Source organism: Granulicella pectinivorans (assembly GCF_900114625.1).
Taxonomy (GTDB): domain Bacteria; phylum Acidobacteriota; class Terriglobia; order Terriglobales; family Acidobacteriaceae; genus Edaphobacter; species Edaphobacter pectinivorans.
Genome location: NZ_FOZL01000001.1, coordinates 2427049 through 2453586, shown reverse-complemented (window position 1 = coordinate 2453586; position 26538 = coordinate 2427049). Strand labels below are relative to the sequence as shown.

Here is a 26538-nt window from a genome sequence, read left to right as displayed (position 1 = left end):
AATCGAGGGCAAAATCGAGTGAACCAAAGGGTATCACGCGACTGTCGTCTCTGGCGAAGCAGGAAAGGGGCGATTCCGAACCTCGGTCGAAACCGCCGCCCTCCACGCTCCTAAGCCTCGACCATCTCTTTCCGCGCGCCCAGCTTCGGAACCAGCAACTGGAAGATCGCCAGCGCCACCACATACGCGCCCGCGGCCATCGAGAAGACCAGCAACTGGTGCAGCGAAAGGTTCTTCTTGACGATGTACGTGAAGATCGCGCCGCCGATCGCACCCGCCGCGCCGCCCAGGCCCACGACCGTCGAAACCGCCGACGACGGGAACATATCCGCCGGCGTCGAGAACAGGTTGGCGCTCCAGCCCTGGTGCGCTGCCGCCGCCAGGGCAATCAGCAACGTCGCCGGCCAGGCGTTCGAGGGGAACAACGCGCTCATATGCGGCACGAAGACCACCGGAATCACGCACACCGCCATGAGCGCCATCGCGAACTTGCGCCCGCCATTCACCGACGCACCACGATTCATCCGCCATCCCGAAAGCGAGCCGCCCGCGATCGAACCCACCGAAGAAACCAGGTACACGGTCACGATGTACCAGTACGCATCCTTGAGCGACAGTCCATAGTTGCGATTCAGGAACTGCGGCAGATAAAAGAGATAGAACCACCACACGCCGTCCGTCAGCCCCTTGCCGACGCAAAACGCATACAGCCCGGGCGTCGAAAACAGCCGCAGATAGAACTTCAACCCTGAGTTCGCGCCGCTCAGCACGGGAGCCAGATTCGCCTGGGTTTCGGTCGATCCCCTGCGCAGGCGGTTGTATGGAAACAGCAGCCAGACCACCAGCCAGAGCATGCCCAGCGAGCCCGTCGTGATGAACGCCGCCTGCCACCCGTACTTTGCCGTCACGAACGCGACCAGCGCCGGAGCTACCAGGGCCGAGGCGTTCGAACCCGAGTTGAAGATGCCGACTGCCTTCGCCCGTTCCGCCGTCGGGAACCACTCCGCCACCGCCTTGATCGCCGCCGGGAAGTTGCCCGATTCGCCGATTCCCAGGAAGATGCGTGCGATGCAGAAGCCAAGCACCGACGTCACCAGCGAGTGCCCCATCGACGAGATACCCCAGATCAGGATCGCAATCGCATAGCCGACCTTGGTTCCCAGCTTGTCGATGATCCGTCCCGCGAAGAGGAAGCCAAGGCCATAGGCGATCTGGAAGTAGATCAACACGTTGCCGAAGTTGTTGTCGAAGACCGGCTGGTGAAACTTGTCCGCGGCATGGTTCCAGCCCATGAACGCCGCATCGTGCAGCATCGGCTCAATGTAGCCGAAGACGTTGCGATCCATGTAGTTGATGGTGGTCGCGGCAAACAGCAGCGCACAGACGAACCAGCGCGTACTCGGAGCAGCCGGAGCGTCCTGGGTATATCCGGACGGCGGCAGGGAAACAGTTTTACTGGACATGAGGCGTACGCTCCGGAAAGTCGCTCGAAAAAAAGTGGCTGGAAATTGGTCCGATCACACAGGTGTCTGCGGTTGAGCATATCTGCTCTCACGCCACACATGTCAACCCCTCGCCTCCCGCGCTGCCCGCGCACCCGTATCTATGGAAGAATAAACGCGGTAGACAGACACCACGATGATGCTTGCAACCCTGAAAAACCGCTCCGTTCTGCTCCTCCTGGCGCTCGTTGCGCCCGCGCTCTTCGCGCAGAAGTCCGACCAGATCCGCACGCGACTTCCCTCCCCCACCGTCACCTTCACGGTCGGCGGCGAGCACAACGGCTTCACGCCCGACTACGGCTCGATCCACGAAGCGGTCGAGGCCGCCCCTGCCAGCGGAGCCATCATCCTCATCCGGCCCGGGGTTTACCGCGAGGTCGTCCACGTCGACCGCCCCAATATCCAGCTCCGCGGCGTCGATAAAGATCCGACCAAAGTTGTCATCATCTACAACAACGGCGCGGCCAACACCTGCGGCACCTTCTGCTCCGCCACCATGTTTGTGACCGGCGACGACTTTTACGCCGAAAACCTGACGATTGCCAACGATTGGGGCAAGACCGGCAAGCCGCGCACCCAGGCCGTCGCGCTCCAGATCACCTCCGATCGCGCCATCCTGCGCAATGTCCGCCTGCTCGGCGAGCAGGATACTCTGATGGCCGGCTCCAAACCCTGCAAGGGAGGGCCGTGCCAGGCCTCACGCCAGCTCTTCCAGCACTGCTACGTCGAAGGCGAAGTCGACTTCATCTTCGGCAACGCGAAGGCAGCGTTTGAAGACTGCGAGATCCACTCGGTCCCGCATCCCGCGGGAGGCTACATCACGGCACAGAGCCGCCAGCAGGGCGAAGACTCCGCGTATGTCTTCGATCGCTGCCGCCTGACGGCCGATCCCGGCGCGGGCAAGGTGTATCTGGGCCGTCCCTGGAGGGACTACGCCACGGTGATCTTCCTGAGCACCGCGATGGGCCCCCACATCGCCCCGGAGGGCTGGTCCGAGTGGCACAAGGGTGAGACCGACCGTCTGAAGACAGCGACGTACGCTGAGTTCCACTCCACCGGCCCCGGAGCGAATCCGTCCGCCCGCGAGCCGCTCTCCCACCAGCTCACGGCCGAGCAGGCCCAACCGTGGCAACCCGCAGCTTTTCTGGCCGGCGACGACCGATGGGATCCCTCGAAGATCCACTAGAGGTCCGACCACGCACCGCGAGCGTGGAGCTTTGGGAGGACCTGTCGGAGGGCGGCGCGATCAAAAAGCGCAGACAAGGAACACCCGTAAGTGATTGAAAATAATCAACTTTGGCATTTGTGGGGATTTGTGGTGCGTTTTAGGGTTTTCTTGGGGTTTTATGTCTGTTTCTTTGGCATTTCCCTGTAATTTTCGGGACGGTAGAACGTGGGAAAATGCATGGAAACTGTGGCCAAATGGATGGAAGATGTGGCCATTGGACCGTACCCATTCCATTAGCCTCGATTGAGGGCGCGGGCCGAGACCAGACGCCGCTCCAGGTGGCGTTCCAGAATCTCGATCGCAAATCTCCGCAGGTCAGCCGACCGGGGCCACTCTTCGGCGGCAAGCTCACGCACCGTGCCGCGAAAGATGCGTCCGGCCAATGCCACCGACGCCGCGTTCAGGGGGAAGCTGCCGGGACGCCGGTCGTCGTGACAGGTTACGCCGTCGCTGGTGGGGGAATACCAGACCGTTTGCCCTCTGAGATCGATGCCGCAGACGACGCAGTGGCCGAGTGCGGGCATCCAGCCCATAAGACGGTTCATCCAGAGGGCGAAGTAGGTGATGGGGAGGATAACGCGACCTACGGTCAACTCGTCCAGGACGGCGAGGGCGAGGCGAAAGACCGCGTCGTCGGGGGCGCCGTCGGGCATGGACTCCTCCAGGACCTCGGCGACGAACTGGAGGGCGGCCGTGCGTTCGTAGTCGATGGCACGCGAGAGGGGGGAGCTGACGATCTCGAAGGCGTCGAGCCGGACGAGCTCCTGGCGGGGCCGCTCGGCATAGGTGGCTCGGACGTGGGTCATCGGCTCCAGTGCGCCACCGAAGCGTCTACGGGACTTCAGGGCGTGGCGCGCCACGCCGCGCACACGGCCCGCATCGCGCGTGAACAGGCTGACGAGCAGGTCCGCCTCCTGGAACGGCCACACGCGCAGCACGAGCGCCTCGCCAACCCGCTGGATCATCGTCTACCGGCCAAACTGGCGGAGGTGGTGGTCCGCGTGCAGGTAGCCCCAGCGCAGCCAGTCTGCGGGCTTCATGGCACCGAACATGGGGTGCGACGGGGCGTAGCGCAGTCCGCTGGCGAGTTCCTCCATCCGGGCGGCAGTCTCCATGATGTCGGCGTCGAGGGAATCCTGCGGGACCGCTTGTTGGATCGCTCGTTTCAATTCAGGCGTGGTCCTCACGTTGGGGGGCCAGTTCATGTTCACCTTCAGGGCGGCAAACTTCAGGAGCCAGGGCGGTGGTCCCTTTACCGGCGCCGCCACGAAATTGCCAAGGGACATGTCATAGGCCAGCCCCAGATGCCGGATCATCTGCCCTACCGACATCGTCCCCCATCTTGGCAGGTCGCCGGGCTCAACGGTCCACAGCCTCTCGCGCACTGCGTGCAGGGTTTCCGGCTCGCCGAGATTCTTCATGCGGGATCGCCCTCAAAAGCGAAGACCGCGCAGCCAGGGGCCACGCGGTCGTTCGATGCTCGATGCCTGGACTAGCGACCGAAGTGGGTCGCGGCCTTTTCCTGGAAGGCTTCCCACTTTGCCGGCAGGTCGTCGCCGGCGTAGATGGCCGATACGGGGCAGACCGGGACGCATGCGCCACAGTCGATGCACTCGACCGGATCGATGAAGAGCTGGTCGCTGTCCGCGTGGCCGGTCTCATCCTTCTTGGGGTGGATGCAATCTACCGGGCACGCATCCACGCAAGCTGTGTCCTTCGTGCCGATACAAGGTTCCGCAATTACATACGCCATCTTTAGAATCTCCCTTTTGCTTTCGTGCTTGAACTGAACTTAGAAGACGATTCTAGCAGTAGATTTCGCGAAAATGCGCGGAAAAGGCTTGACACCCTATGGACATTGGCCGTAACTATCGGGGACCAAAATGGTCGCGAATCAACTGCGGCAGCGATGCGGGATAGATTCTTTCGTTGGTGATTTCGAGTTCGCCGGCACTCCACCAGCGAATCTCCTTCATGATGGCGATCTCGTCGGCGGTGAAGCCGATGAGGACCGGCGCGTCTGGGTCGCAATGGGCGGTGAAGAAGAAGTCGGTGTTGGCTCTCCACTCCCCGAGGTGGACGAACTGGTTCGAGTCTTCGAAGACGGGTCCACGCAATGCGAGGTCGAGGCCGAGTTCTTCGCGGAGCTCGCGCCGGGCGGCCTCGAGTTCGGTCTCGCCCTCTTCGATCTCGCCGCCGGGTGTGACCCAGAAGACGAATTCGCCGTCCGGTTGCGGGACGGCGAATCGGATGAGCAGGACCTCGCCGGTGGGCGCGAAGAGAAGTACCCGGGCGGAGCGGCGTGGCCGCACGTTATTTTGCCCGCTCAGCGCGGCGGGCGGCGAACTCAGCCGGGGTGGGGATGCGCTCGAGTTCGCGGCCGGCGAAGAGTTCCGTGAAGACGTGCTGGATCTCGTCGTGGATGAGGCCGTTCGAGGCGAAGACCTCGACGGAATCGAGGGTGAACTTGCTGCCATCGAAGTGGGTGATCCTGCCGCCGGCCTCTTCGATGAGGAGATAACCCGGTGCCGTATCCCAGGGGTTGAGCTTGAACTCCCAGAAGGCGTCGAGACGGCCGCAGGCGACATAGGCGAGGTCGATGCCAGCGGCACCGGCGCGGCGGACGCCATGCGAACGCAGGGTGATCTGCTGGTAGAAGTGAATGTTCGGGCTCTCGTGGCGCTTCTGGGAGGGGAAGCCGGTGGCGGAGAGGGCTTCCTGCAGCCTGGCGGTCCTGGAGACGTGGATCCGGCGGCCGTTGAGCCAGGCACCCTTGCCCTTCTCGGCCCAGAACATCTCGTCGCGGAGCGGGTCGTAGCAGACTCCGGCTACCATGACACCATCTTCGTCAGGCTGGAGGCCGGGGGCGCGGTGTTCGAGTCCCATGAGGACGCAGAAGACCGGGAAGCCGTGGGCGAAGTTGGTGGTGCCGTCGAGCGGATCGACGTACCAGCGGTACTCGCGCTCAAGGCCGTCGCGGGTACCCTCTTCGCCATAGACGCCATGGTCGGGGAAGACCTCGGCGAGGCGCTGCACGATGAGCTTTTCGCTGGCCTTGTCGGCGACGGTGACGATGTCGACGTCCCCCTTGTACTCCGCGGTGACGCCCTGGTGCCAGTACCCTTTGAGCAGTGCTCCTGCCTCGCGTGCGATGGTGCCGGCGGCCTCTACAAACTGAAAGGCTGGTTCTTCAGAAACAAACTCGGACATCAGCATTCTCCCTGCGCGAAAAATCTAGCGCGCATCCGCATAGTACCCGTTCCGGTAGCGCAAGTTGAATTTGGCGGCGAGGCCGGGGTCGATGAGGGTGAGTTTGATGGAGCGGAAGGAGGTGTCCGCACCGCGCGTGGGCGCGTAGTAGCCGAGGAGGTACTGTGTCCGCAGATCGTCCGAGACGTGCTGCAAGGCCTCCACAAGATCTTTCTTATCCTGCACATAGAAGTACTTGCCGCCGGTATCCTGCGAGAGCTGGATCAGCGCGTGCTCTCCGCCGGTGTTGCGGCCGGCGTCGGACCAGATGGGCACGATGATGAGCGAGTAGACCATGGCACCCACGCGCTGCGCCTGCTCCAGCGCCTGGGCGTACCGGGTGCCCTTCTTGGTGTTGTCGCCGTCGGAGATGAGCACGATCACGCGGCGGCGGCCACCGGCGGGGTTAGTGTCCTTGAGACGGTCGGAGGCGAGGTAAATAGCCTCGTAGAGGGCGGTCTCGTCGCCGTTCTGGAGCTGGCCAAGGCCTTCATCGATCTTTTTAGCGTCGTTGGTGAACGGGACGACTTCGCGGACGGTGTAGGCGAAGTCGAGGAGGGCGATCTCGTCCTGCTGGCGCACGAGGGCCTTCACGAACTTCTTCCCGGCCTCCCGCTCCAGCTTGTGATAGCTGATGAGGCTCTCGCTGGAGTCGATGCAGAGGACGATGGAGAGCGGCGTGGCGGATTCGCGCTCGAAGATGGCGATCTTCTGTGTCTTGCCATCTTCTTTGATCTCGAACTGATCCTTCTCGAGGCCGCCTACCGGTGCGCCCGACGCATCGACGACGTTCAGGGGGATGTTCACCAGACGCGTCTGGACACGGAGGGTCTCGACCTGGTCGCCCTGATCGACGGGCTTCTGCGTCTTCGGCTCTTCGATCGGAATCTCGTTGCCGGTGGGGGCCTGGGGCGGCTTGCGCACCACGGGAGCCTGCGCGAGGGACGTTGCGAGGAGCGTGGGAACGATGAGGCACGCCAGAAACCCATGTCTCCAAAGCGAGACGTGATACACCCGGGGTTGCGGCTGGTTGCGCATTGCTAGACCTCGACCCGCAACGCTTCGGGGAAGGGTTCGCCATCGGCCCAGACCGCGCCATCGATGAAGTGTTCCTTCTTCCAGATCGGCACCGTCTTCTTGAGGGTATCGATCAGCCAGCGACAGGCCTCGAAGGTGACTCCGCGATGCGCCGACGCGACCGCGATGAGGACGCTGGTCTCGCCGATTTCGAGCTTTCCCAGACGGTGAATCAGCGCGACGTCGCGCACGCCGAACTTCGTGACTGCCTCGTTTGCCAGCGCCTGCATCTGTTCGAGGGCCATTTCACGGTAGGCCTCGTAGACCAGATAGAGCGTCTCGCGACCGCGGGTGTTGTTGCGCACGATGCCGTCGAAGCAGCAGACTGCTCCGTCGGCCCCGGCTTTGACGCCGGCCATCACGGCGGCGGTGTCGATGACGCTGTCGACGATCTCGATTCTCATGCGGTGCCCCCGCTTACGGGCGGCAGCAGTGCGACCTCGTCGCCCTCCTGGAGTGCGTGGTCCACGCCTACATATTCCCGATTCACGGCCACGGCCAACGCCCTCCAGACCACACTGTGTTTAGACGCGTTTTTTTCTGAAAGTCGCAGCAGACCACCCACCGTCTCGCCCTCGGCGAGTTCCAGGGTGGAACGGTCGCCGGTAAAGAGGTCCTTCAATACTCCGAAATAAAGCACGGTCACTCGCATCCAGCCAAGGATATCCTCCGCTAGCGGCTTCGCGAAAGTGTGCCGCCATCGGAGGCGATCGCGGTGAGGCCGGGACGCTCGACTGGCGAGCCGAGGGGAAGCCACACATTGAAGACGGTGCCGTGGGTCGCGCTCTCGGCGGCGGTGCGCGACCGGAACCGGATGCGGCCACCGTGCTTTTCCACGAGCGACTGCACGAGCCACAGACCGAGGCCGGTTCCGTGCTCCCCCTTGGTGGTGAAGAAGAGGCTGAACAGCCGCGCGCGGTGCGCCGCGTCGATGCCTGAGCCGGTGTCGGCTACCGTGAGGGAGTAGCCTGCGTTCGCGGGGTGGACACGGACCAGAATGCGCCCGTTCGCGCCGATGGCTGCTGCCGCGTTCTGCAGCAGGTTGATCAGAATCTGCCGCAGTTCACTGGGGTAGCCGTACATCTGCCGCGGAGCATTCACGCGGGTCTGCACATGGATGTTGTGCTTCACGAAATCGCTGGTCTGCAGCTCGATGACGCTCTCGAGCAAAGGACCGAGGAGGACCGGCATGGGCGCGGACGACTCGCGATAGAGCGACAACGTGCTGCGGGCGATGTGGCCGGCGCGCACGATCTCACTCTGCGCCGTGTCGATGAGCGAGAGAGCTTCTTCCGGAACGGCGGGGTCGAACCGCAGGACGTACAGCAGGTTGCCGACCGTATCGAGGGGGTTCTTGATCTCGTGCGCGATCGAGGCCGAGATGCGTCCGGCGACCGCCAGCTTCTCGGCCGCGATCAACGATGCGAGGGCCTGATCCTTCTCCTTCTGGGTGGTCGACAGCATGAGCATAAAGCGCTCGATGTTCGCCGCGAGGTCCGGAGCGCTGCGGATGAAGAGCACCGCGGTCGGCACGGAGGCGAGCGCCGCGATCACCTTCATGGCGGCCGAGACGCGATAGACCGCCCACCAGATCGTCACCATCTCCATGACGTGGGTGAGGCCGCAGGCGATGATGAAGGTTCCGAAGGCGATGAAGATCCAGAGATAGCCGCGCAGATCCTCGACGCCGCGCAGCTTGAACGCCATCCAGAAGAGGGCCAGAAAGATGGCCAGGTAGGAGGCTGCAATCAGCCCGTCCATGACGACGTTCGTCCACACCAGGCCGGGCTGCGCCAGATAACAGAACTGGTGGGGCAGGTAGTTGGCCGACATCAAAAACGAGTATCCGCCCGCATATCCCACTGCGGCGACCACGACGAAGAAAGCGACAATCGACCAGACGATCTTCTTCACAGGCTCAATAGGCTCGACAGTTACTCAGACGGGAATGGGAGACAAGTGTGTACGGTTGACTTCAGTGATCATACTCCTCCACAAGCCGCCTGAAAGTCATGGGCCCGGCACTTTTCGTCGCTACGCGGCGGCAGCCAGCGATAAGAGTATGTGGTGGAAATCGACCGGGTCATGCGTCGATTGCGCAACAAAAAAGGGCGGCCCGCTTTTCAGCGAACCGCCCCCATTGATCCGAACTTAAGCGTTACAGGGCTGCGCTCAGGACTTCCTCACGGACTTCTTCGTCCTGCACCACATCCTTGTTCGTCTGCGGCAGGGCCACGGCGAGTACATCCTCGATCCGGCGTGCGTAGTGGATCGCGATGCCCTCGGTCTGGTCGGGCGTCAGGTCCTCATCAACCTGCTGCTTGCAGTCCGCGGGCATGATGACGTCGCGGACTCCGGCGCGCTTGGCGGCGAGGAACTTCTCTTTGATTCCCCCTACGGGTAAGACATCTCCCGAAAGGGTGATCTCGCCGGTCATGGCCAGCAGAGGCCGGACGGGCTTGTCGGTGAAGAGGCTGACGAGGGCGGTTGCCATCGTCACGCCTGCCGACGGGCCGTCCTTGGGGATGGCGCCGGCGGGGACGTGGATGTGGACGTCGATATCCTTCATGACGTCTTCGTCCAGGCCCAGCTTGAGGGCGTTCGAGCGGACCCAGGTGAGCGCGGCCTGCATCGACTCCTTCATCACGTCGCCGATCTGGCCGGTGATGTTGAAGCTGCCCTTGCCCTTCATCTTGTTGGCTTCGATGAAGAGGATGTCGCCACCGGCCGGTGTCCAGGCGAGACCGACGACGACGCCGGCCCGCTTGGTGCGCTCGGCGATCTCGGTGTCCACGCGGACCTTGATGCCACCAAGGAACTCGTGGATGATCTCCGGGGTAATCGTCAGGGGCTCGGTGCGGCCCTCGGCGATCTTGCGCGCCAGCTTGCGCAGGACGGTGCCGATCTGCTGCTCCAGCTTACGGACGCCGGCCTCGCGCGTGTAGTGACGGGCAACCATCGCTACGGACTCGGTCGGGAAGACGATCATCTCCACTGGGACGCCGTTTTCCTTGATCTGGCGCGGGATGAGGTACTTCTCGGCGATCGCGACCTTCTCCTCCTCGGTGTAGCCGGTGAGCTCGATGATCTCCATGCGGTCCAGGAGCGGGCCGGGGATAGTGTCGAGCTGGTTGGCGGTGCAGATGAAGAGCACCTTGGAGAGATCGAAGGGCTGATCGAGGTAGTTGTCGCGGAACGTGTTGTTCTGTTCCGGGTCGAGCGTCTCAAGGAGCGCCGAGGCGGGGTCGCCACGGAAGTCGCGGCCCAGCTTGTCGATCTCGTCGAGCATGAAGACGGGATCCTTCACCTCAACACGCTTGAGATGCTGAATGATCTGGCCGGGAAGAGCGCCGATGTAGGTGCGCCGATGTCCGCGGATCTCGGCCTCGTCGTGCATGCCGCCGAGCGAGATGCGCGAGAACTTGCGGTCGAGGGCGCGGGCGATGGAGCGGCCAAGCGAGGTTTTACCCACGCCCGGAGGTCCGACGAAGCAGAGGATCGGGCCCTTCATGTCCGGCTTGAGGCGACGCACGGAGAGGTAGTCGAGGATGCGGTCCTTGACCTTCTTGAGGCCGTAGTGGTCCTCATCGAGGAACTGCTTTGCCTTGAGGATGTCGACCTCTCCGGAGCTGGTTTTGGACCAGGGGAGAACGGCCAGCCACTCGACGTAGTTGCGGGTGAGGCCATAGTCGGCCGCGGCCGGGTTCATGCGGCTGAGGCGTCCGAGTTCCTTGAGGGCGTCCTTCTTGGTCTCTTCCGGCATGCCGGCGTTTTCGATCTTTTCCTTCAGTTCGGCGATGTCCTTCTGGGTATCGTCGACGTCGCCGATCTCCTTCTGGATGGCCTTGAGCTGCTCGCGGAGATAGTAGTCGCGCTGCGACTGCTGGACGGCGTCCTGGACCTCGGTCTGGATCTTGTTGCGGAGCTGCTGGACTTCGAGTTCCTTGGCAAGATGCTTGTTGACGCGCTCCAGACGGGCAGAGACATCGACGGTTTCGAGGAGTTCCTGCTTGTCGGCGGTGGTGAGGAACGGCAGGGACGAGGCGATGAAGTCCGCCAGGCGGCCGGGCTCGTCGATGTTGATGGCGATGGTCTGGAGGTCGTCCGAGAGGGTCGGGGACGAGGTGACGATCTGCTGGAACTCGCTGACCACATTGCGCTGCAGCGCCTCCAGTTCGGGGGTTTTCTCGGGCTCAACCTCGGCCAGAACCTCATATTCGGCGGTCATGAAGGGCGAGACCTGGGCGAAGTCGCCGAGTTTGACGCGCTCATTGCCTTCCGTGAAGACGAAGAGACTTTGGTTGGGCATCTTGACGACCTTGTGGACGGTCGCGCGCGTGCCGATGGCGTGCAGGTCGGTGCCGACGGGAGCATCCTGTCGGGCATCGCGTTGCGCGACGACGAGGATGGTTTTTTCCTCACCGAGCGATTGGATCAGCTGGATCGAACTCTCGCGGCCGACGGTCAGCGGGAGAACGGCGTGTGGAAAGAGCACGGTATCGCGGACGGGCAGTACGGGGACTGGCCGTGACGAGCCTTTTTCGCCTTTCGCTGCGCTGGGTTTGATTACACTTACAAAGTCGTTTGCCATTTGAGTGTCCTTCTATCAGATTTCCTGATTCTTTTGATGCAGCCCGTCTCAGATAGTTTCAGCCCCATGACAACCCGCCGTCAAATCGCGGCAGCGTCTAACAGGTAGGATGAACCTTACGCCTTAAAGAGTCATCGGCGCATACGACGAGATGCTTCAGGAAAACCCATTGCGGGAACGTGTCAAGGTCAGGAGCGGGTCGCGACGTCCGTTTGCCATTCGACTGACCCTTGTGCTGCTCGGACTGCTGGCGATGCTTTCGCTGGCGGCGTGCGCGGTGGGGGTGATGACGGAAGGAAATCTGATCCCGCTGGTGCTGGTCGTTCCGGCGGTGTGCCTTTTTCTTGTCGCGATGGGGATTTCGAAGTACCGGGGCTGGGCTCGCGGGGTGATTCTGCTGATCGCAGGGGCGCTTGCTGCGTTTTGCCCGATCGCGATTGCGATCGACGCGGTGGTGCTGGGTAAGCAGCTTTACCTTGGACTTCCTACCGTCTATCTGGTGACGTACGCGGCTGCGAATGTGATCTATATTTTTCTGGCGGTGCTGGGAATCTGGTGGCTGGTGTACTTCAACCGGCGGTCGACGAAAGCGCTGTTCGGCAAGAGTCCGTTGTAAGCGCGAAAGTTCCTGCTGGACGTTCGCGTTTCCGCGCTACACTGCTCGCACCCATGAGACGCCCAGCCGGCCTGATCCTCGCACAGATCGCCCTTGCAGCTCTTGCGTTTTTCGAGCTTTGCGGCGTCGTGGGGATGGTGGCGATGGCCGCTTTCGGCTCGCGCATGCAGCCGCCCTCATCCGCAGCGACCCACCTGCTGCTCGGCATTGCGGCGGTCTTCGGTCTTCTGTTCTCCGCGCTGACGACCTGGTCTATCCTGACCATCGTCGGACTGGGCCGCCTCCGTTCCTGGGCGCGCTACTCGATCCTGGTGCTTGGAGGGCTGCTCGCTCTGCTTGGCGCTCTGTTTTGTGCAGGAACTCTGATCGTGCGTGCCCTGGCCCCCACACTGCCACACCCGCCTGGACAGACGCCGGAAGCCATGGCCGTGAACTCCTACATCCTGCTGGGGTCCGGCATCTTTTACGCGCTGGTCGCGGCTGTGGGCGTCTGGTGGCTGGTCTACTTCAACCTTCGCGCCACCCGCGCCCTGTTCACACCGCAACCGCTCTTCGATTCCGCTTACCCGCCACCACCACCGCTGCCACCTGGGCCGCTGGAGGGCATTCCCACGCCGATTCTTGCGCTTTCCATCCTTTATGGGATCTCGGCGGTGGGCACGGCTATTCCCGCCTTTCTCCGGTTTCCGGCTTACCTGATGGGATTCATCGTGACGGGGTTTGCCGCGCATGTGGTGTATGCCGTGTTCACGGTGCTGTGCGGCTATGTCGCCTACGGGCTGTTTCGCCTCGACAACCGGGCTCGGATCACAGCTCTTGCGTACTCTGCCTTTGGGGCCGTTCACCTGGGGTTGAATATGCTGCCGTCCTCGCAGGCACGCATGCTCGTTTACCTGCAACAGGTGAACGCAAGGATGGGAGTTCCTCCAAATCCGGCCACGACGAACCTCAACGCAAGCTACCAGCTTTTTATCAGCGTCTTTGGGCTGGTGCTGATGGCGGTGGTCGTCTGGGTCCTCATCCGGTACCGTCCAGCGTTCAAGCCAGCCGCCTAGCTGCCGATCGCGGCCTTGTAGCGTCCGAGCACCTTGAGCCATGAGCAGTGGTGGCGCAACGACGCGACGGCTGCGTCGGCCTTCTCTGCATCTTCGAAGCGCACGTCGACGTAGAAGTGGTACTCCCAGGGGCGGGAGACGACGGGGCGCGACTCGATCTTGGTGAGGTTGACGCCGGCGTCGGCAAGGAGCGTGAGCGCGGCGACCAGCGTGCCGGGGCGATGCTCGACCGAGAAGGCGAGGCTCATCTTGTTGGCTTCGGGATCGGGGCTCGCGGCTCCGCGTTTCTTCAGGAGGTAGAAGCGGGTGAAGTTTTCTTCGTGGTCCTCGATGCCCGCCTCAAGGACCTCGGCACCGTATTGCTTCGCGGCGAGCTCCGGGGCGAAGCCGGCCGCGTCGCGCCAGCCCTCGGCCATGAGCTTCTTGACGCTGCCCGCGGTGTCGTAGACGGGAAAGACCTCGATGCCGGGATGCGCCACAATCCACTTGCGGCACTGCGACAGAGCCACGGGATGCGACATGACGCGCTTCAGGTCGGCGACCTTCACGCCCGGGGCGGCGATGACGCAGAAGCGGATGCGCAGCAGGCTCTCTCCGCAGACCTCGACGGCGCGTTCCCGCAGCAAGTCGTAGTGCTCGGCGACCGAACCATGCAGGCTGTTCTCGATGGGCAGGACGGCGGCGTCGGCGCTTCCATCCTGGATACGGTCGAAGACCTCGGCCGACAAAGCGCACGGGACGATTTCTACGTCGCCCAGCATCCCCAATGCAGCCATGTGGCTATTCGATCCAAGCTCTCCTTGTATGGCAACGCGCAATCGTCACAACTCCTTTTCAAATCGGTACCTTCGCTGGCAACCAGATTCCATTTTGCCGCAACTTATGGTATGTCGGCCGAGATGGCCAGCGAGTTATACGGGCTTAGTTACAACGCTTATGGAAGAGATCATTTCCGAGCGACTCAACAGGAGAACGATACATGCTTTGGACGATCACCATTGTGCTTTTTATCCTTTGGATTTTAGGCCTTGTCAGCAGCTACACCCTGGGCGGGTGGATCCATGTCCTTCTCGTCCTCGCCATCATCGTTCTTATCTTCAATCTTCTTTCGGGCCGTCGAGCTCTGTAGTCTCACGGCTCTCACACTCACGCCGCACGCAACCGTAGCACAAGTCTAAACGCCCCTCCGCAGGGAGGGGCAACCGACTGAAGGGACAGGACCATGAACAAGGATACCGTTGCAGGAGCACTGAAGAACGCAGCAGGACACATCAAGCAGGCAACCGGCGAAGCGATTGGAAACGAGAAGCTCGCGAACTCCGGAGCTGCCGATCGCGTCACCGGCGCAACGCAGGAAGCATGGGGCAAGACGAAGGATGCCGCGCAGGCCGTTGGCGATCATGTCCGCACCAATGAGACCGTGGCCCGCGACGAGAGCCACGACACAGCGCATAACGTGCGCGAAAAGATTGCTGAAGCTGCCGAGCATGCGAAGGATTCCATCAGCCGCGGCGTCGACAAGTTGAAGGCTGACCTGCACCGTGACCACGAGACAACCAACTCGCGCTAGTCACTCCGGATGCGAAAAGAAAGGCCCGCTCTCCAGCGGGCTTTTCCTTTTTGGACTCGCTTATCTGCGCAGGAGAACATCGCCTGCGAACGCCAGAAAGAAGACGACCGCGATGACACCGTTCAAGGTGAAGAAGGCGGCATTCATGCGGCGGAGATCGGTTGGCGAGACGATGGCATGCTCGTAGATCAAGAGCGCCGCAACGATCGCCAAGCCTACCCATGCGACCGGGCCGAGCGCGAACAGCTTGACGAGCCAGAGCAGCAGAATGAGAGCGGCGACGTGCATCGTGCGCGCCATGGTGAACGCGGTCTCCATGCCGAAGGCTGCCGGCACGCTGAAGAGGCCCACGGAGCGGTCGTGGGCGAAGTCCTGGCAGGCGTACAGGACGTCGAATCCGGCGACCCAGAAGAGCACAGCCGCCGTGAGAACGATGATGCGGGGATCAAGGCTACCGCGTACGGCAACCCATGCGGCGGTGGGTGCAATGCCCAGAGCCAGCCCAAGCACCACATGCGACCAGCGGGTTACGCGCTTCATGTAGCTGTAGCCGAGCACCACGATGAGCACGATGGGCGCCAGTTCCAACGTCATGCGATTGAGCAGGGCGCAACAGGCCAGGAAGACGAGCACCATGAACAGCGTGAAGCCGCCGACGAATCCCCTGCCGAGCGCGCCGGCGGGAATGGCTCTCATCTTCGTGCGCGGATTGGCTGCGTCGAGATCGGCGTCAGCCAGCCGGTTGAAGGCCATCGCCGCGGACCGCGCCGAGACCATGCACGCCACGATCAAGAGCAGCACGCGCCCTGTCGGCCACCCGCCCGCCGCGAGCACGGCGCCGGTCAGCGCAAACGGCAGAGCGAAGATGGAATGTTCCCACTTGATCATCTCCAGCGTGGTCGCGGTGCTCTTCCATAGATTCGTCATAGATCTATCGTAAAAGAGAAAGGCCGTCCGCACGAGGCGAACGGCCTTTGTAAGGCTGGCAGACGGTTATCCGCGGGGGCGCTTGCCGGCCACTTCGAGGTTGTTGGTGACCTTGAAGACACCCGGGACACCGTTGGCGCGAATGTTTGCGATATCCTTGTCGCCCTGGCTATCGACGACACCCGAAAGCGTGACGTTGCCGTTGACGACGGTGATCCGGATGGGTTTGGCGGGATCCATGGCGTAGCGATTCAACTGCGGTGCGCCATAGACGGCACGAGCGGTCGCGATGCGGATGCGGTCATCCATGGGCGAAAGCGGGGCCACTTCGATGTTGTCGACCACATCCTTCACACCCGGGTAGTTGGCGACCAGGCTGAGAGCGGAATCCTTATCCATGGGTCCGTAGGCTACACCGCCCAGCGTCACCACACCGTTCTGCACGCCGATGGTCAGGGCGTTGAAGGCCGTCGTGCCATAACCGACACGGTCGTAGGCGAGCTTCTCGGCCAGCTTCGCGCGCAGGGTTGCATCCTCAACGGGTGCGCCGCCGACCTGGATTTCGTTATCGACTGCCTTCACGTTCTTGCGATGATGCACCTTACGGTCTGCATCTTCCTTCTCGCTGTACACGTCCACCGTACCGGTCAGCGTGACCACGCCGTCGTGTACCGCGGCCTGGACATCCTTGAACTGCTTCTTGTCCAGAGCCTTCATCACATCGCTCTGGATCTGCCCATCGTTGTTCTCCTGCGCACGCGCGACACTGCTGAAGAGCAGCGATCCGGCGAGCATCAGGCTTCCGGCAAACATTGGTTTCATGGCTTTCATAAAAGCTCCTGCACCGGGTCTCTCCCGGCAAAGGGCTCGGACAATTCAGGCCCTTTCCTCTACCTGATTAGACGCAAAACGGGCCCAAAAGATTCCTAGCGGTAGCGCTGCCGAATCTTGTAAACGATACTGAATACACCGGTTTCGTCGCGTGTCGCCACCACGGACATGCGGGGGTTCAGTTGGTATTGCACCTGGATCAACTGCTGCGCCGAGGAGTTCACGTTGGTCGCGTAGGTCAGGGTCAACTGCCGCGACAACTGCTGTTGCACGGTGATGCGCGCGGCCGATGTGCCGAGCGTACCGACGAACGCCGGATCGATCTTCACACTGCCCACGCCGAACAGCTTCTCGACACGATTCGAGACAGTGGCGTTCAACGCGCCACCCAGGAGAGCGCTCGTGGTGGGATCGGTGCCAGCTTGCACCTGCTGTTCCTGGTAGAGTTGCGCCTCCTCCTGCGTGCGTCCAAGCGCCAGCAGGTTGAAGACGTCGGCCTCGCTGAGCGGCGGCTCGGAGCGGTAGGTCGGCTTCAGGCTTGTGGTCGTGCCGTGGAGGCCGATGGTGACGTCGTAGTTCTCCACGCGGGCGGTCGCGTCGAGATCGATCACGGGATCGATCCGAACCGGATTGGTGAAGTAGATATCTCCGCGCTGGAGCTGGTACTTGGTGCCGGCGAACGTGGCGCTGCCGTCGGTGATCTGAATGCGGCCAAGGACCGTGGGCACGGCAATCGTGCCGCGTACGGTGAGATCCACGGTGCCGGCGAGCTTCGCGTAGGAGTTCTGGAAATCGAGCTGCGGAGAGCTGGTGACATGGACGTCCAGCTGGATCTTGTTCGTCGCCGCGTCAGGGTCTGGCGGTGCCGCGACACCACCCGCGCCAGCGAAGGCGGCGAAGTCCACATCCGCGCCGATACCGAAGCGCGTGAGCAACACGGTACCGCTGAGCAGGGCGTTCTGCGCACCACCCTGCAGCCTGAACTTCGCGTTCGCCGTGGCGCTCAATCCATACAGACGGACACGGACCACGTCGCCTGTGGCCGTAAGGTCCGCATAGACGCCGTTGCGGTAGGTGAGGAAGCCGCCGATCTTCAACTGTCCACCACCGGTGGTCGCCGTCAGGCTCTGCACCTCAAGGCGGTCTTCATTGAAGATGAGGGTGCCGTTCATGTTGGTCAGGCCGTTGGGGATTCCATCGACCGCGGCGTTCACCTGGTCGAAGATCACCTTGCCGGTGAGCGCGGGACTCTTCATCGTTCCACCCGCGGCTACCGTGAACGTGACCTTGCCACTGGCGATGATGTCCGGATCGAAGGTGTGGGCCAACTGCGGGCTCACCGATCCCTTCGCGTTCAGGTTCAGCGTGCCGCCCTTGGGATTGGTGACGCCCAGCACCTGCGCTGTGCCACCCAGATGCAGGTCCGTATCCTGCCCGGTGATGTGGACCTGCTCAAGCAGGGCGACGCCGTTCTTCAGGCTCACGCGCAGAGGCTCCGCCGCCTTCAGTTCATACCCGTTCAGCTTGACGACGAAGTTCTCGAAGTTCGCCGAGCCCGCCATGGCCAGGGGCGTCTTCGCCGGCCCACTCACGTCGACCACGCCGTTGATGGAAGAGCTTCCCTTCAGGCTCGAGTCGCCAAATAACGCGAGCGGTTTACCGACATCGAAGCCCGCGACGGTCAGCTTGGCGGTTGTCTGATAGTCGCCGGTCAGGGCGGTCTGGCCATCGGCCGTTACACCGGCACCCAGCACCGTGGACTTGGCCGTATAGAAGACGGTGCTGCCCGCGCTGTGGAGGTCGGCTGTCAGTTCACCCACAGGCTTGCCCTGTATGGTGACGTTGGCGACGCTGACATGCGCCTTGAGATTCGGCTCCGTCATCGTGCCGTTCGCATCGGCTACGAGACTTACTGTGCCATCGCCGTTCAGGTTCGCCTTCTGCACCGTCGTGAACTTCGACAGCATCAGGTTGTTGCCTTCGAGATGGCCATGCAGGTGCTTCGAGCTGAGATCGTATCCGCCATTGCCGGCGATCGTCATGCCGTGCAGTTGCAAGGCAATCTGGCTGGCTTCGATATCCTGGCCGGTCACACTCATGGTCACATGGGCAGCTTCATAGGGCTCGCCATAGGCGACACCGTTGGCGAGCGAGACATGGCCGCTTCCGCTGAGGTTCTGGAAGGTTCCAACGAGGTGGCCGTCGATCCCGACCGTGCCCGTCACAGGAATCTTGTCCTGCTGCCCTGCAATCTTCAACAGGTCGAGTATGGGTGCCGTCGCGAGTTGCACATTCGCGTCGACGGTGGTGCCTTCATCCCAGACCCAGTCCTCCACGCCACGCTTCGAGACGATGCGCCGTGGTCTGAACGATCCACCGAGATGCAGCACGGCCGCGCCCTGCTTGATGGTGGACGATGCTACTGAAAGCCCGCGCGGCGAGTAATCCGCATCGCCCACCAGGGAGTCGATCTGCACGTTCGCGGCGGTGCCCAGCTTGACCTGCAACTGGTCCCCTTCAAGGTGTCCTTTCACATCGAGATTCCTGATCGGTCCCGATGCGGTTCCATGAAACACGAGAGCACCATGCAGATCGACGGGGATGGCCGCGCTTCCCTTCTTGCCATTGGCCTCGAAGCCAAGCGTCTGCAGCAACTGGTCATACTCGCCGATATCGCGCACCGTCGCATCGGCCTGCAGGTTCGTGAGGCGATCGCCAAGATTGACGCCCAGCACGCCACTCGCGTTCAGGATGGTTCCCGGCGTCTGCAGCAGGATGTGCTGGATGTTCACGACCTCGGTGCGTCCGTCGTAGTGCGCCAGAGTCTGGCCCGTGACGGGAATGTTGTTCAACGCGCCCTTGCGCACGACGCCGGTTGGAGCGAACTTCAGATCGCCCTGCACCTGCACGGAATCCGCGATTTGCGCAGCGGGCCCGCCCCACTCCACCTCCACCGGTCCCGACACCGCGGTATCGAAGCCCAGGTCGCCATAGCCCTTCGGAGCGGTCACATCCATGATGGTGCGCAGGGGAATCCTGTCGATCGTCGCCTTGAGATAGGCATGCGCGTACTGTACCTGCGGGATGTTCGTCGAGAGCTTGACGGGAGCCTTCGCACCCATCGCGACGGCTGTCTGGTTGGTCGTGGTGACCGCGGCCTTGGCAGTCGGTGAAGCCGTGGGCGTATTCGCCGGCACTTCACCAAGCCAGTTCACAATGCGCAGCTCTCCCATGGCGCTTCCGCCGCCGGGAAGATATCCCGTCAGCGCCGTCAACAGGAGTTCCGTGGGAGTGATATGCAACTGCGCTCCGCCATTGATGTCATGCAGGCGCACATACTCATCCTGATAGGAGGCGCCATGCACCTTCGCCGAACCGATCAGCAGGTACCCCGCCTTGCAATCCGGATCGGGAGGCAGGGTCTTTACGGAAGCGTTGATCTCTTCGTTCTTTCTCCTGCGAAAGATGCCCGGCTTCTTCTGCGCGGTGGCGGGACTCACGTTGCAGTTGTGCCCCTTGATATCCAGGTCCACCGTGCCCGGGCCGAGGCCGTCGAACCCAGACAGCACCGAAATCTGCTTCAGTTCGAGCGTTCCATCCGCGGCGGCCCACCACTCCGGATTCGCGAAGTGCGTGATGTTCGCACTGGCGCGCAGGTCCGAACTCTTGCCGGTGTGCAACTCCAGCTTGTTCAGCGCCGCCATGTCGCGACCGAACTCGGCCTCCACATGCACCTTCGACTGCGCTTCGGGCTCCTTCGCCATCTTCGTGCGCAGGTCGTTCAGATCGAGAACGATGCCATAGCGGTCCGTCGACGTGATGTAGTTGACCTTGGCCTGTAGATCGTTCGCAGAAAGATCGAAGGGGATCGCTCTGTTGTTCAGGAGCACAACGCCGTTGACCAACTCAACATCCTTCGCTTTCAGGTCCAGCACCGTGTCCTGGAACGGCTCGGTGCTGGTGCTTGGATGCTTTGGCGTCGGCTGATTGGTCTTGCCATCTTTATCGACGATGAGGTGCGCATGCGGCTGCTCGACACGCAGCAGATTCAGGCCGATGTGCGAGGCAAGACCACCGGCCGTATGTTGGAAAAAGCTGACGATCTTGAGACGAATGAGGATCTTGTCGGCGGCGAGATAGGGAGCTTCTCCCGGACCTTCGAGACCATGAATCACGAGGCCATCTGCCTCGATTGCAAGATGCCAGAGGTTGAAGGTGATTCGGCCCAACTCAACGCGGCCGCCGGTTGCGTCTTCGAGCACGCTGACGACCTGCTTGCCGACACGCCTTTGGAAGTCTCCGGTGGTCGTATACCAGGCGCCAAGGCTGAGTACCACGAGAAGAAGGCCCACCACCCCACCAAGCACCCATGCGCACTTGCGCCCGATGTGGAGACTCTTCCTCTTTTTCTGTTCTTCGTTCGTTGCGCTCACGGTGCCACCTCACCGGGCTTCAGAATCTGTACCGTTCCCTGTACCCTCAGACTCGTCAACCAATCCTGCAACAGCTTGCTTACCTGCTGCTGGAGGAGAATTTCCTGAATACGATCGCTCAGTTCATCGAGAGGCGGTGCCACCGCCTTTGCCTTCGCATACTGCGGCAATAAATCCTTCTTGTAATAGTCGCTGATCTCTTCCGGCGTGACGCGGATGCCCATGCGGAAGCGGTTCTCGATGTACGAGAGCACCTCCATCCTCTGCTTCCAGCGCTGCTGCAACTCCGTCTCCGTAAAGCCCTGGTCTGCAACGAACTTCTTCCATCCCTCGTCCGTTTCGCAGTGATACTGTTTGCAGGCCGGGATGTCCTTGCGCAGCGTCTGAATCTGCGCTGCCACAGCCTCATCCTTCACGCCGCCGATTGTCTGTAACCGCGACTGTTGCAAGATCAAGGTTCGGTTGATGAGCCGCTCGACTGCCTTCTCCCGGGTAAAGTCCTTGCCGCCCGTCGAGAACGGCTGAAACGCGGCGAAGCGCTTCTCTTCATCGACATCGCTTTCGAGGATGAGATCCCCATTGACGATCGCGATCACCCGGTCGATGGTCTGTCCGGCTTGTGCCGGCGTTACGGGCCGTACAGACTTGTTGGCGGGCACCTGCGCGACGCACGCCTCTGCCAGGATTGCCAGCATCGCCACACGGATTAGCACATGTTTTGTCATGTTCAGAAGCTCTGTCCGATGCTGAAGAAGAAGTTGAAGTGGCTGGCTGTGCCGTAGTGCGGGACGCTGCCGTTGAAGTCGTAGATGACCGGGTAGATGGGCGGGTTGAGATTGTAACTAAAATCGACACGTACTGGCCCGACCGGCGTCTTGTACCGTGCGCCGACGCCCACCGCGTGTGAGAAGTAATTGAAGTTGCAGGTGCCGACCGACTCGCCCGGATTGGTGACGACCTTGCAGGTATCACGATCGGGCTGCGAGAACCGCTTGGCGCTCGAGAGGACTTCATTGACGTTCTGGAATACGTTGCCCATGTCGTGAAAGAGGACGAAGTTGACGCTATCGCCGACATAGGGAAGAGTGGGTGGCGGCAGCCGCAGTTCCAGTGTGTTGATGAAAACCGCCGAGCCGCCGACGGGATAGCCAGTCTGCAGATCGCGCGGACCGGCTCCGTTGATGGGGAAGCCGCGATGCGACGATGCGCCACCGGCATAGAGGCGCTCCGGCAAGGGCACGGCATTGCAGCTTGCATTCGTATCCAACAGCACGCCGGCGCATTCAGGGTTGGTCGCATTCGGGTTGGTGCCGAACGGGGTCTCGACCCCGAAGCGTGTGTTGCGCGCAAAGGTATAGCGGCGTCTGCTGTTCTTGCCGAACTGGTAGTACGTAGAGTTCGTGACGTCCACTTTGTTGAACGAGGTTTGTGAACCGAACTTTGACGACGCGATGAACTCCTGAATCGACGTGTACGAACCTTTCACGGCATCGAGCGGCGAAGGATCGCGGCGATCGTGAAGCCATGTGATGGATGGGCCACCCACACGGACCGGCTGCGAGAGCAGAGGAATCAGGTTCGCCGAGACCTGCAGGCTGTTGGGATCTACGGCCACGCGCCTGTACTGAAAGTCGTAGATGAACGTGTCGGTCTTGCGCCACTTCTGCGTGATGCGGAGGTCGAACTGCAGTGTCGAAGCAGTAAAGGTGGAGATGTTCGAGACATTCGAATAGCCGCCCGAGACCGAAGCGGAGAAGTTCGGACTGCCCTTCAGGTGAGGATTCAGGAAGCTGAGCGTCGCGATCTTTTCGAGCAGTCCATACGTCGTATGCAGGGTCAGCGACTCGTCCTTGCCGCGCAGGTTGATGCGGGAGATGTCGAGCGAAACGCGCGGGCTGACGCCGGTCTTGCCCTCCTGCGTGTATTGCTTGTTCGGATCGAGGCCCAACTGGATCTTCGAAGCGGTCGAGATATCTCCCTGTGCGGGCGTGCCGGTCTGCGCCTCGAAACCGAAGCCGTACGTCACATCCCAGCGCTTTGCTTCTGTCACCTGAACCAGCACATTCTTCGTGGGAGCCTGCCCCGCAGGATTCTGGACCGCGGCGATCACCTCGTTGAACAGAGCCAGGTTGTAAAGATTCCGCTGCGTCTGCAGCAATGCGCTCTGATCGAGCGGATCACCCGCGCTGACCTTGATCTGGTCCTTCACCACCTGCGGCTTGGTGCGCTCGATGCCCGAGACCAGCACTTTGTCGACAAAGACCTGCTGGCCCTCGGTCACGTTCAGCGTGACATCGGTGGCCGTCGCGTCCGCCGTTTCGACCGCCTGCTTGATCTCCACCTTGGCCTGGTCGAAGCCGTGGCTCACGTAGTAGCCGAGCACCGCGTCGCGATCGCCCGAGAGCGTAATCAACGAGAACGGCTGCCCCTTCTCGGCATTCAGCAGAGCTCGCACATCCTTCTCGCGCGACGCGTCGACACCGGCAAGCAGGACCGGCCCAAATTTCTGCTGGGGTCCCTCATCCACTTTGAACGCCGCGCTGATCAAGGCTTTCGACCGCGGCTTCGCGCCACCCGGAGGATCGACATCCTTCACGGACGAGCTGACCTTCACGGCATTGAATCCGTTCGCGCGATAGATGGCCGCAATCGAGTTCTCGTCGGACTTCACCAGCGCTGCGCTGTATCGGCCACTGCGCAGGTATGCGTCCGCCTTCTGCACCTGTAGACGCTCTTTCAAGACATCCGTGCTGAAGTACTTGTTGCCGGCAATCGTGACGTCGACAACCTTATGCGCGCGTCCCTTGTCGACGGTATAGGTGATCGTCTGCTGTGGCGTTCCTTCGCCATCGACCTTCACCGTGACCGACGCATCGAAGTAGCCCTGCTGCTGCATGAACTCCTTGATGTTGTGCGTGCCTTCGTTGAGCAGATCGTTGTCGACCGTGCTCTCCTCAAACACCGGGACCAGAAGATGCAGTCTGCTCTTCGAGACCTTCGCGCCATCCACCACGACCTTGACGATGGGACCCTGGCTCGCCTTGAAGTCGTAGTCCAGCATTTTGCGCTTCGTATCGTAGGTCGACTTCTGCAGCGAGACCGTCGCCTCCAGCCTGTCCTTCTTCTGATACTGCGTCCGCAGCTTGTCCAACGCGTTGCTGGTCGTATCCCGCGTCACCTTCGAGCCCGCCTTCAACTTGCCCTTCTTGCGAAACTCCTCGGTCGTCAGGCCGATGTCGGTCCCTTCCACGACGACGTTCCCCACCTTGGCCTGCGGACCGATCGTAACGAAGTACGTTACATTCATCTGCTGGTTCGCGGCGTCTTCATCCGTCTTCACCGTGACCTCGGAGGCCAGGTATCCATTCGAGCTCAGTGCCTGCTTGATGCCTTCCACGCCCGCCGGCACGGACGCCTCGGTAAACGCAGTCCCCGGCGACAGCTTCGTGCCATACTCAGCCAGCGAACTCAGTCGCTCGTTCTTGATCCCGACGATCTGCACCCGGCCCACGTAGAGGCGCGCCGGTCCTTCGAAGACCAGCGACACGGTATCGCCCGTTCGTATTCCGCGCACCGAAACGTCCCGGTAGCGTCCACTCGCGTAGAGACGCCGCAGGCTCGCACGCACCTTCTCCGGATCGAGTGGCTGCCCGGGCTGCTGCTCGAGCGACTTCGGCAACGTATCCTCGCCATCGAAGCTAACGCCCTCAAACTGGATTTTCTCGACGCGCAAACCCTTCCAATCCCACACGTTGACCGCCAGCGGAGCCCGGACCGGGCCGATCGACTGATCCGCCGAGGTCCCCGGAGATCCCTGCGCCGCCGGTCTGGCCTTGATTGCCGGAACAGACGGCACCGGAGCGGACGTGGCGGGAACCGCCAGCGCCGGAGCAGACTGGGTTGGAGCGGACATCACCGGTGCGGAGGTAATCGGCGCAGGAACCTGTCCCCATGCGCAAGGCACCGCGGCCAGTGCGACCACCAGGCCAACGCCGCAAACTCCGTTCCTCAACCGCCCCAGCGGCTTAGCAGCTCGAAACAACACTCAGTTCTTCCTCGAGACCATGCGCTCGCTTCCCAGAGAAAGCGGGCCTATTTTCCGTGCATCTTCCGTGAGATGCGCGAGACCGCGTATCCGTCACCCGCCCCACAAAACGGAGCCATCTCTCTATACTACGAATATCCGGCCCCCGATGTGTCATCAAGACCGGGGACCGATCGAATGCCTTTCACCCAGGCGGCAAAGCCGAGGGGAAGGTTCTACCTTATCGCCATCCGACCGTTTCGCCGTCCCGAGTTGCATGCCTCCTGAAGACGCCTCACACCTCGCACCCGACTTGACGGACCGCTACTCCCGCCAGATCCTCTTCCCCGGCATCGGCGCCGACGGTCAGCGGCACCTGGCGTCCGCGCACGCCGCCATCATCGGCACCGGAGCCACCGGAGCCGCCACTGCCGCACTGCTCGCCCGGGCGGGAGTGGGCACCCTGACCCTGATCGACCGCGACTATGTCGAGCCCTCGAATCTCCAGCGTCAGATCCTCTTCGACGAGGCCGACGCCCAGGCCTGCCTGCCCAAGGCGGAGGCCGCCCGCCGCCACATCGCCCTCTTCAACTCATCCGTTACGGTGCATGCCGCGATCGCGGACCTGATTCCCGCGAATATTGGCGAACTGCTGGGCGCTGAAAAGAGGATCGACGTTTATCTCGACTGCACCGACAACTTCGAGACTCGATACCTGCTGAACGATTACGCCGTCCAGCAGGGCAAACCGTGGATCTACGCCGCCGCCGTGGGCGCGTACGCCGCGACGATGAACATCCTCCCGACCGAGACGGCATGCCTGGCATGCGTCTTCCCCAAGCCTCCCTCCGGCCCGGTCGAGACCTGCGACACGGCCGGCATTCTCTCCACCGCCGTCAACCTGGCTGCGTCCCTGCAGGTTACCGAGGCCCTGAAGCTGCTTACGCGCCAGCCCCACCTCATGCGCCGCTCGCTTCTCTCCTTCGACCTCTGGACCGGCGACCGCTCCGAGATCAAGACGGGCAAACCCGATCCCGACTGCCCGGTCTGCGCCGGACGCATCTTTACCCATCTGGCAGGCGAGGGCCGTCCCCATATCACGCTCTGCGGCCGAAACTCCGTGCAGATCCACGAGCACCACCGGCCCGTCTCGTTTGCGGAGATGCGGAGCCGCCTGGAACAGCATCCGGATATCGAAGATCTCCGCTCCAACGATCTTCTGCTTCGCTTCCGGCGCGGGCCGTACACCGTGACGCTCTTCCCGGACGGTCGCGCCCTCATCCAGGGAACGACCGATATTGCGCAGGCCCGCACGCTCTATGCCCGCTTCATCGGGAGCTGAAGGCATACGCTCTGTTCATCCCCCGCAATACAAACGCCTTTGACTCAATTTCTGAAACAACCATTCGCGCGCGCTGAGTCTCCAACCATCGAA

At 62.0% G+C, this 26538-nt stretch carries 23 protein-coding genes; 6 read left to right on the top strand and 17 right to left on the bottom strand.

Features of this window, described 5'->3' with window-relative positions; translation table 11 throughout:
- Positions 1-110 precede the first annotated feature (110 nt).
- On the bottom strand, positions 111-1463 hold the full coding sequence (locus BM400_RS09840) for an MFS transporter (RefSeq protein WP_089838901.1): 1353 nt from the start codon (positions 1461-1463) through the stop codon (positions 111-113).
- A 175-nt stretch (positions 1464-1638) separates the two neighbouring features.
- Between BM400_RS09840 and BM400_RS09835 the strand changes: the two genes are divergently transcribed.
- On the top strand, positions 1639-2688 hold the full coding sequence (locus BM400_RS09835) for a pectinesterase family protein (RefSeq protein ID WP_217644095.1): 1050 nt from the start codon (positions 1639-1641) through the stop codon (positions 2686-2688).
- A gap of 275 nt (positions 2689-2963) precedes the next feature.
- On the opposite strand, the gene recO is transcribed toward BM400_RS09835, so the two are convergent.
- From recO to lon, 10 genes are all read right to left on the bottom strand, one after another.
- Positions 2964-3695: a DNA repair protein RecO gene (gene recO / locus BM400_RS09830; protein ID WP_089838899.1), complete on the bottom strand. Its 732-nt coding sequence runs from the start codon at positions 3693-3695 to the stop codon at positions 2964-2966.
- Positions 3696-3698: 3 nt separating this feature from the next.
- A complete protein-coding gene (locus BM400_RS09825; RefSeq protein ID WP_089838897.1) occupies positions 3699-4151 on the bottom strand; it encodes a DUF1569 domain-containing protein in 453 nt (150 codons plus the stop codon).
- Between the two features lie 71 nt (positions 4152-4222).
- Positions 4223-4483 (bottom strand): 4Fe-4S dicluster domain-containing protein, encoded by a 261-nt coding sequence (locus BM400_RS09820; protein WP_089838895.1) that lies wholly within the window; start codon positions 4481-4483, stop codon positions 4223-4225.
- Positions 4484-4598: 115 nt separating this feature from the next.
- On the bottom strand, positions 4599-5042 hold the full coding sequence (locus tag BM400_RS09815; protein WP_175528949.1) for an NUDIX domain-containing protein: 444 nt from the start codon (positions 5040-5042) through the stop codon (positions 4599-4601).
- A gap of 1 nt (position 5043) precedes the next feature.
- The gene (locus BM400_RS09810) at positions 5044-5940 is read right to left on the bottom strand and encodes an inositol monophosphatase family protein (protein WP_089838891.1); all 897 of its coding nucleotides are present in this window, start codon (positions 5938-5940) and stop codon (positions 5044-5046) included.
- 24 nt (positions 5941-5964) lie between these two features.
- Positions 5965-7017, bottom strand: coding sequence for a VWA domain-containing protein (locus tag BM400_RS09805; protein WP_089838889.1), 1053 nt, complete (start codon positions 7015-7017; stop codon positions 5965-5967).
- Positions 7018-7019: 2 nt separating this feature from the next.
- Positions 7020-7460, bottom strand: a complete 441-nt coding sequence (locus BM400_RS09800; RefSeq protein ID WP_089838887.1) for a molybdenum cofactor biosynthesis protein MoaE — start codon at positions 7458-7460, stop codon at positions 7020-7022.
- Positions 7457-7708, bottom strand: a complete 252-nt coding sequence (locus BM400_RS09795; protein WP_089838885.1) for a MoaD/ThiS family protein — start codon at positions 7706-7708, stop codon at positions 7457-7459. The genes BM400_RS09800 and BM400_RS09795 overlap by 4 nt, the downstream gene beginning before the upstream one ends.
- Positions 7709-7728: 20 nt before the next feature.
- Entirely contained in the window at positions 7729-8970 is a 1242-nt protein-coding gene (locus BM400_RS09790) for a sensor histidine kinase (protein ID WP_089838883.1), read from the bottom strand.
- Between the two features lie 244 nt (positions 8971-9214).
- Positions 9215-11647, bottom strand: coding sequence for an endopeptidase La (gene lon / locus BM400_RS09785; protein ID WP_089838881.1), 2433 nt, complete (start codon positions 11645-11647; stop codon positions 9215-9217).
- 232 nt (positions 11648-11879) lie between these two features.
- On the opposite strand from lon, the gene BM400_RS09780 reads away from it, so the two are divergent.
- Entirely contained in the window at positions 11880-12263 is a 384-nt protein-coding gene (locus BM400_RS09780; RefSeq protein ID WP_175528948.1) for a hypothetical protein, read from the top strand.
- Between the two features lie 53 nt (positions 12264-12316).
- A complete protein-coding gene (locus BM400_RS09775; RefSeq protein ID WP_089838877.1) occupies positions 12317-13318 on the top strand; it encodes a hypothetical protein in 1002 nt (333 codons plus the stop codon).
- Here the strand turns inward: BM400_RS09775 and BM400_RS09770 are convergent.
- Positions 13315-14136 carry a prephenate dehydratase gene (locus BM400_RS09770; protein WP_089838875.1) on the bottom strand — a complete coding sequence of 274 codons (822 nt, stop codon included), beginning with the start codon at positions 14134-14136 and terminating at the stop codon, positions 13315-13317. The two genes, BM400_RS09775 and BM400_RS09770, sit on opposite strands and share 4 nt — an antisense overlap.
- A 161-nt stretch (positions 14137-14297) precedes the next feature.
- On the opposite strand from BM400_RS09770, the gene BM400_RS21625 reads away from it, so the two are divergent.
- Both BM400_RS21625 and BM400_RS21620 read left to right on the top strand, forming a co-directional pair.
- Positions 14298-14447, top strand: coding sequence for a lmo0937 family membrane protein (locus BM400_RS21625; protein WP_141223864.1), 150 nt, complete (start codon positions 14298-14300; stop codon positions 14445-14447).
- 93 nt (positions 14448-14540) lie between these two features.
- Positions 14541-14888 carry a CsbD family protein gene (locus BM400_RS21620; protein ID WP_141223863.1) on the top strand — a complete coding sequence of 116 codons (348 nt, stop codon included), beginning with the start codon at positions 14541-14543 and terminating at the stop codon, positions 14886-14888.
- A gap of 60 nt (positions 14889-14948) precedes the next feature.
- Here BM400_RS21620 and BM400_RS09760 read toward each other — a convergent pair whose 3' ends face one another.
- The 5 genes from BM400_RS09760 to BM400_RS09740 form a co-directional block, all read right to left on the bottom strand.
- The gene (locus BM400_RS09760) at positions 14949-15815 is read right to left on the bottom strand and encodes a UbiA-like polyprenyltransferase (RefSeq protein WP_089838873.1); all 867 of its coding nucleotides are present in this window, start codon (positions 15813-15815) and stop codon (positions 14949-14951) included.
- A 66-nt stretch (positions 15816-15881) separates the two neighbouring features.
- Entirely contained in the window at positions 15882-16637 is a 756-nt protein-coding gene (locus BM400_RS09755) for a BON domain-containing protein (protein ID WP_342714574.1), read from the bottom strand.
- Positions 16638-16741: 104 nt separating this feature from the next.
- The gene (locus BM400_RS09750; protein ID WP_089838869.1) at positions 16742-21079 is read right to left on the bottom strand and encodes a translocation/assembly module TamB domain-containing protein; all 4338 of its coding nucleotides are present in this window, start codon (positions 21077-21079) and stop codon (positions 16742-16744) included.
- Positions 21076-21804: a peptidylprolyl isomerase gene (locus BM400_RS09745; RefSeq protein ID WP_141223862.1), complete on the bottom strand. Its 729-nt coding sequence runs from the start codon at positions 21802-21804 to the stop codon at positions 21076-21078. Before BM400_RS09745 ends, BM400_RS09750 begins: the two co-directional genes overlap by 4 nt.
- 2 nt (positions 21805-21806) lie before the next feature.
- Positions 21807-25121, bottom strand: coding sequence for a POTRA domain-containing protein (locus BM400_RS09740; protein ID WP_245781790.1), 3315 nt, complete (start codon positions 25119-25121; stop codon positions 21807-21809).
- A gap of 259 nt (positions 25122-25380) precedes the next feature.
- On the opposite strand from BM400_RS09740, the gene BM400_RS09735 reads away from it, so the two are divergent.
- Positions 25381-26445, top strand: coding sequence for a ThiF family adenylyltransferase (locus BM400_RS09735; protein WP_089838865.1), 1065 nt, complete (start codon positions 25381-25383; stop codon positions 26443-26445).
- Positions 26446-26538: the final 93 nt, after the last annotated feature.

Excerpts from the sequence above, each read along its gene's own strand:
- BM400_RS09840 (WP_089838901.1), bottom strand. The coding sequence starts at position 1,463 with ATGTCCAGTAAAACTGTTTCCCTGCCGCCGTCCGGATATACCCAGGAC.
- BM400_RS09835 (WP_217644095.1), top strand. The coding sequence starts at position 1,639 with ATGATGCTTGCAACCCTGAAAAACCGCTCCGTTCTGCTCCTCCTGGCG.
- recO (WP_089838899.1), bottom strand. The coding sequence starts at position 3,695 with ATGATCCAGCGGGTTGGCGAGGCGCTCGTGCTGCGCGTGTGGCCGTTC.
- BM400_RS09825 (WP_089838897.1), bottom strand. The coding sequence starts at position 4,151 with ATGAAGAATCTCGGCGAGCCGGAAACCCTGCACGCAGTGCGCGAGAGG.
- BM400_RS09820 (WP_089838895.1), bottom strand. The coding sequence starts at position 4,483 with ATGGCGTATGTAATTGCGGAACCTTGTATCGGCACGAAGGACACAGCT.
- BM400_RS09810 (WP_089838891.1), bottom strand. The coding sequence starts at position 5,940 with ATGTCCGAGTTTGTTTCTGAAGAACCAGCCTTTCAGTTTGTAGAGGCC.
- BM400_RS09805 (WP_089838889.1), bottom strand. The coding sequence starts at position 7,017 with ATGCGCAACCAGCCGCAACCCCGGGTGTATCACGTCTCGCTTTGGAGA.
- BM400_RS09800 (WP_089838887.1), bottom strand. The coding sequence starts at position 7,460 with ATGAGAATCGAGATCGTCGACAGCGTCATCGACACCGCCGCCGTGATG.
- BM400_RS09795 (WP_089838885.1), bottom strand. The coding sequence starts at position 7,708 with ATGCGAGTGACCGTGCTTTATTTCGGAGTATTGAAGGACCTCTTTACC.
- lon (WP_089838881.1), bottom strand. The coding sequence starts at position 11,647 with ATGGCAAACGACTTTGTAAGTGTAATCAAACCCAGCGCAGCGAAAGGC.
- BM400_RS09775 (WP_089838877.1), top strand. The coding sequence starts at position 12,317 with ATGAGACGCCCAGCCGGCCTGATCCTCGCACAGATCGCCCTTGCAGCT.
- BM400_RS21625 (WP_141223864.1), top strand. The coding sequence starts at position 14,298 with ATGCTTTGGACGATCACCATTGTGCTTTTTATCCTTTGGATTTTAGGC.
- BM400_RS21620 (WP_141223863.1), top strand. The coding sequence starts at position 14,541 with ATGAACAAGGATACCGTTGCAGGAGCACTGAAGAACGCAGCAGGACAC.
- BM400_RS09760 (WP_089838873.1), bottom strand. The coding sequence starts at position 15,815 with ATGACGAATCTATGGAAGAGCACCGCGACCACGCTGGAGATGATCAAG.
- BM400_RS09755 (WP_342714574.1), bottom strand. The coding sequence starts at position 16,637 with ATGAAACCAATGTTTGCCGGAAGCCTGATGCTCGCCGGATCGCTGCTC.
- BM400_RS09745 (WP_141223862.1), bottom strand. The coding sequence starts at position 21,804 with ATGACAAAACATGTGCTAATCCGTGTGGCGATGCTGGCAATCCTGGCA.
- BM400_RS09735 (WP_089838865.1), top strand. The coding sequence starts at position 25,381 with ATGCCTCCTGAAGACGCCTCACACCTCGCACCCGACTTGACGGACCGC.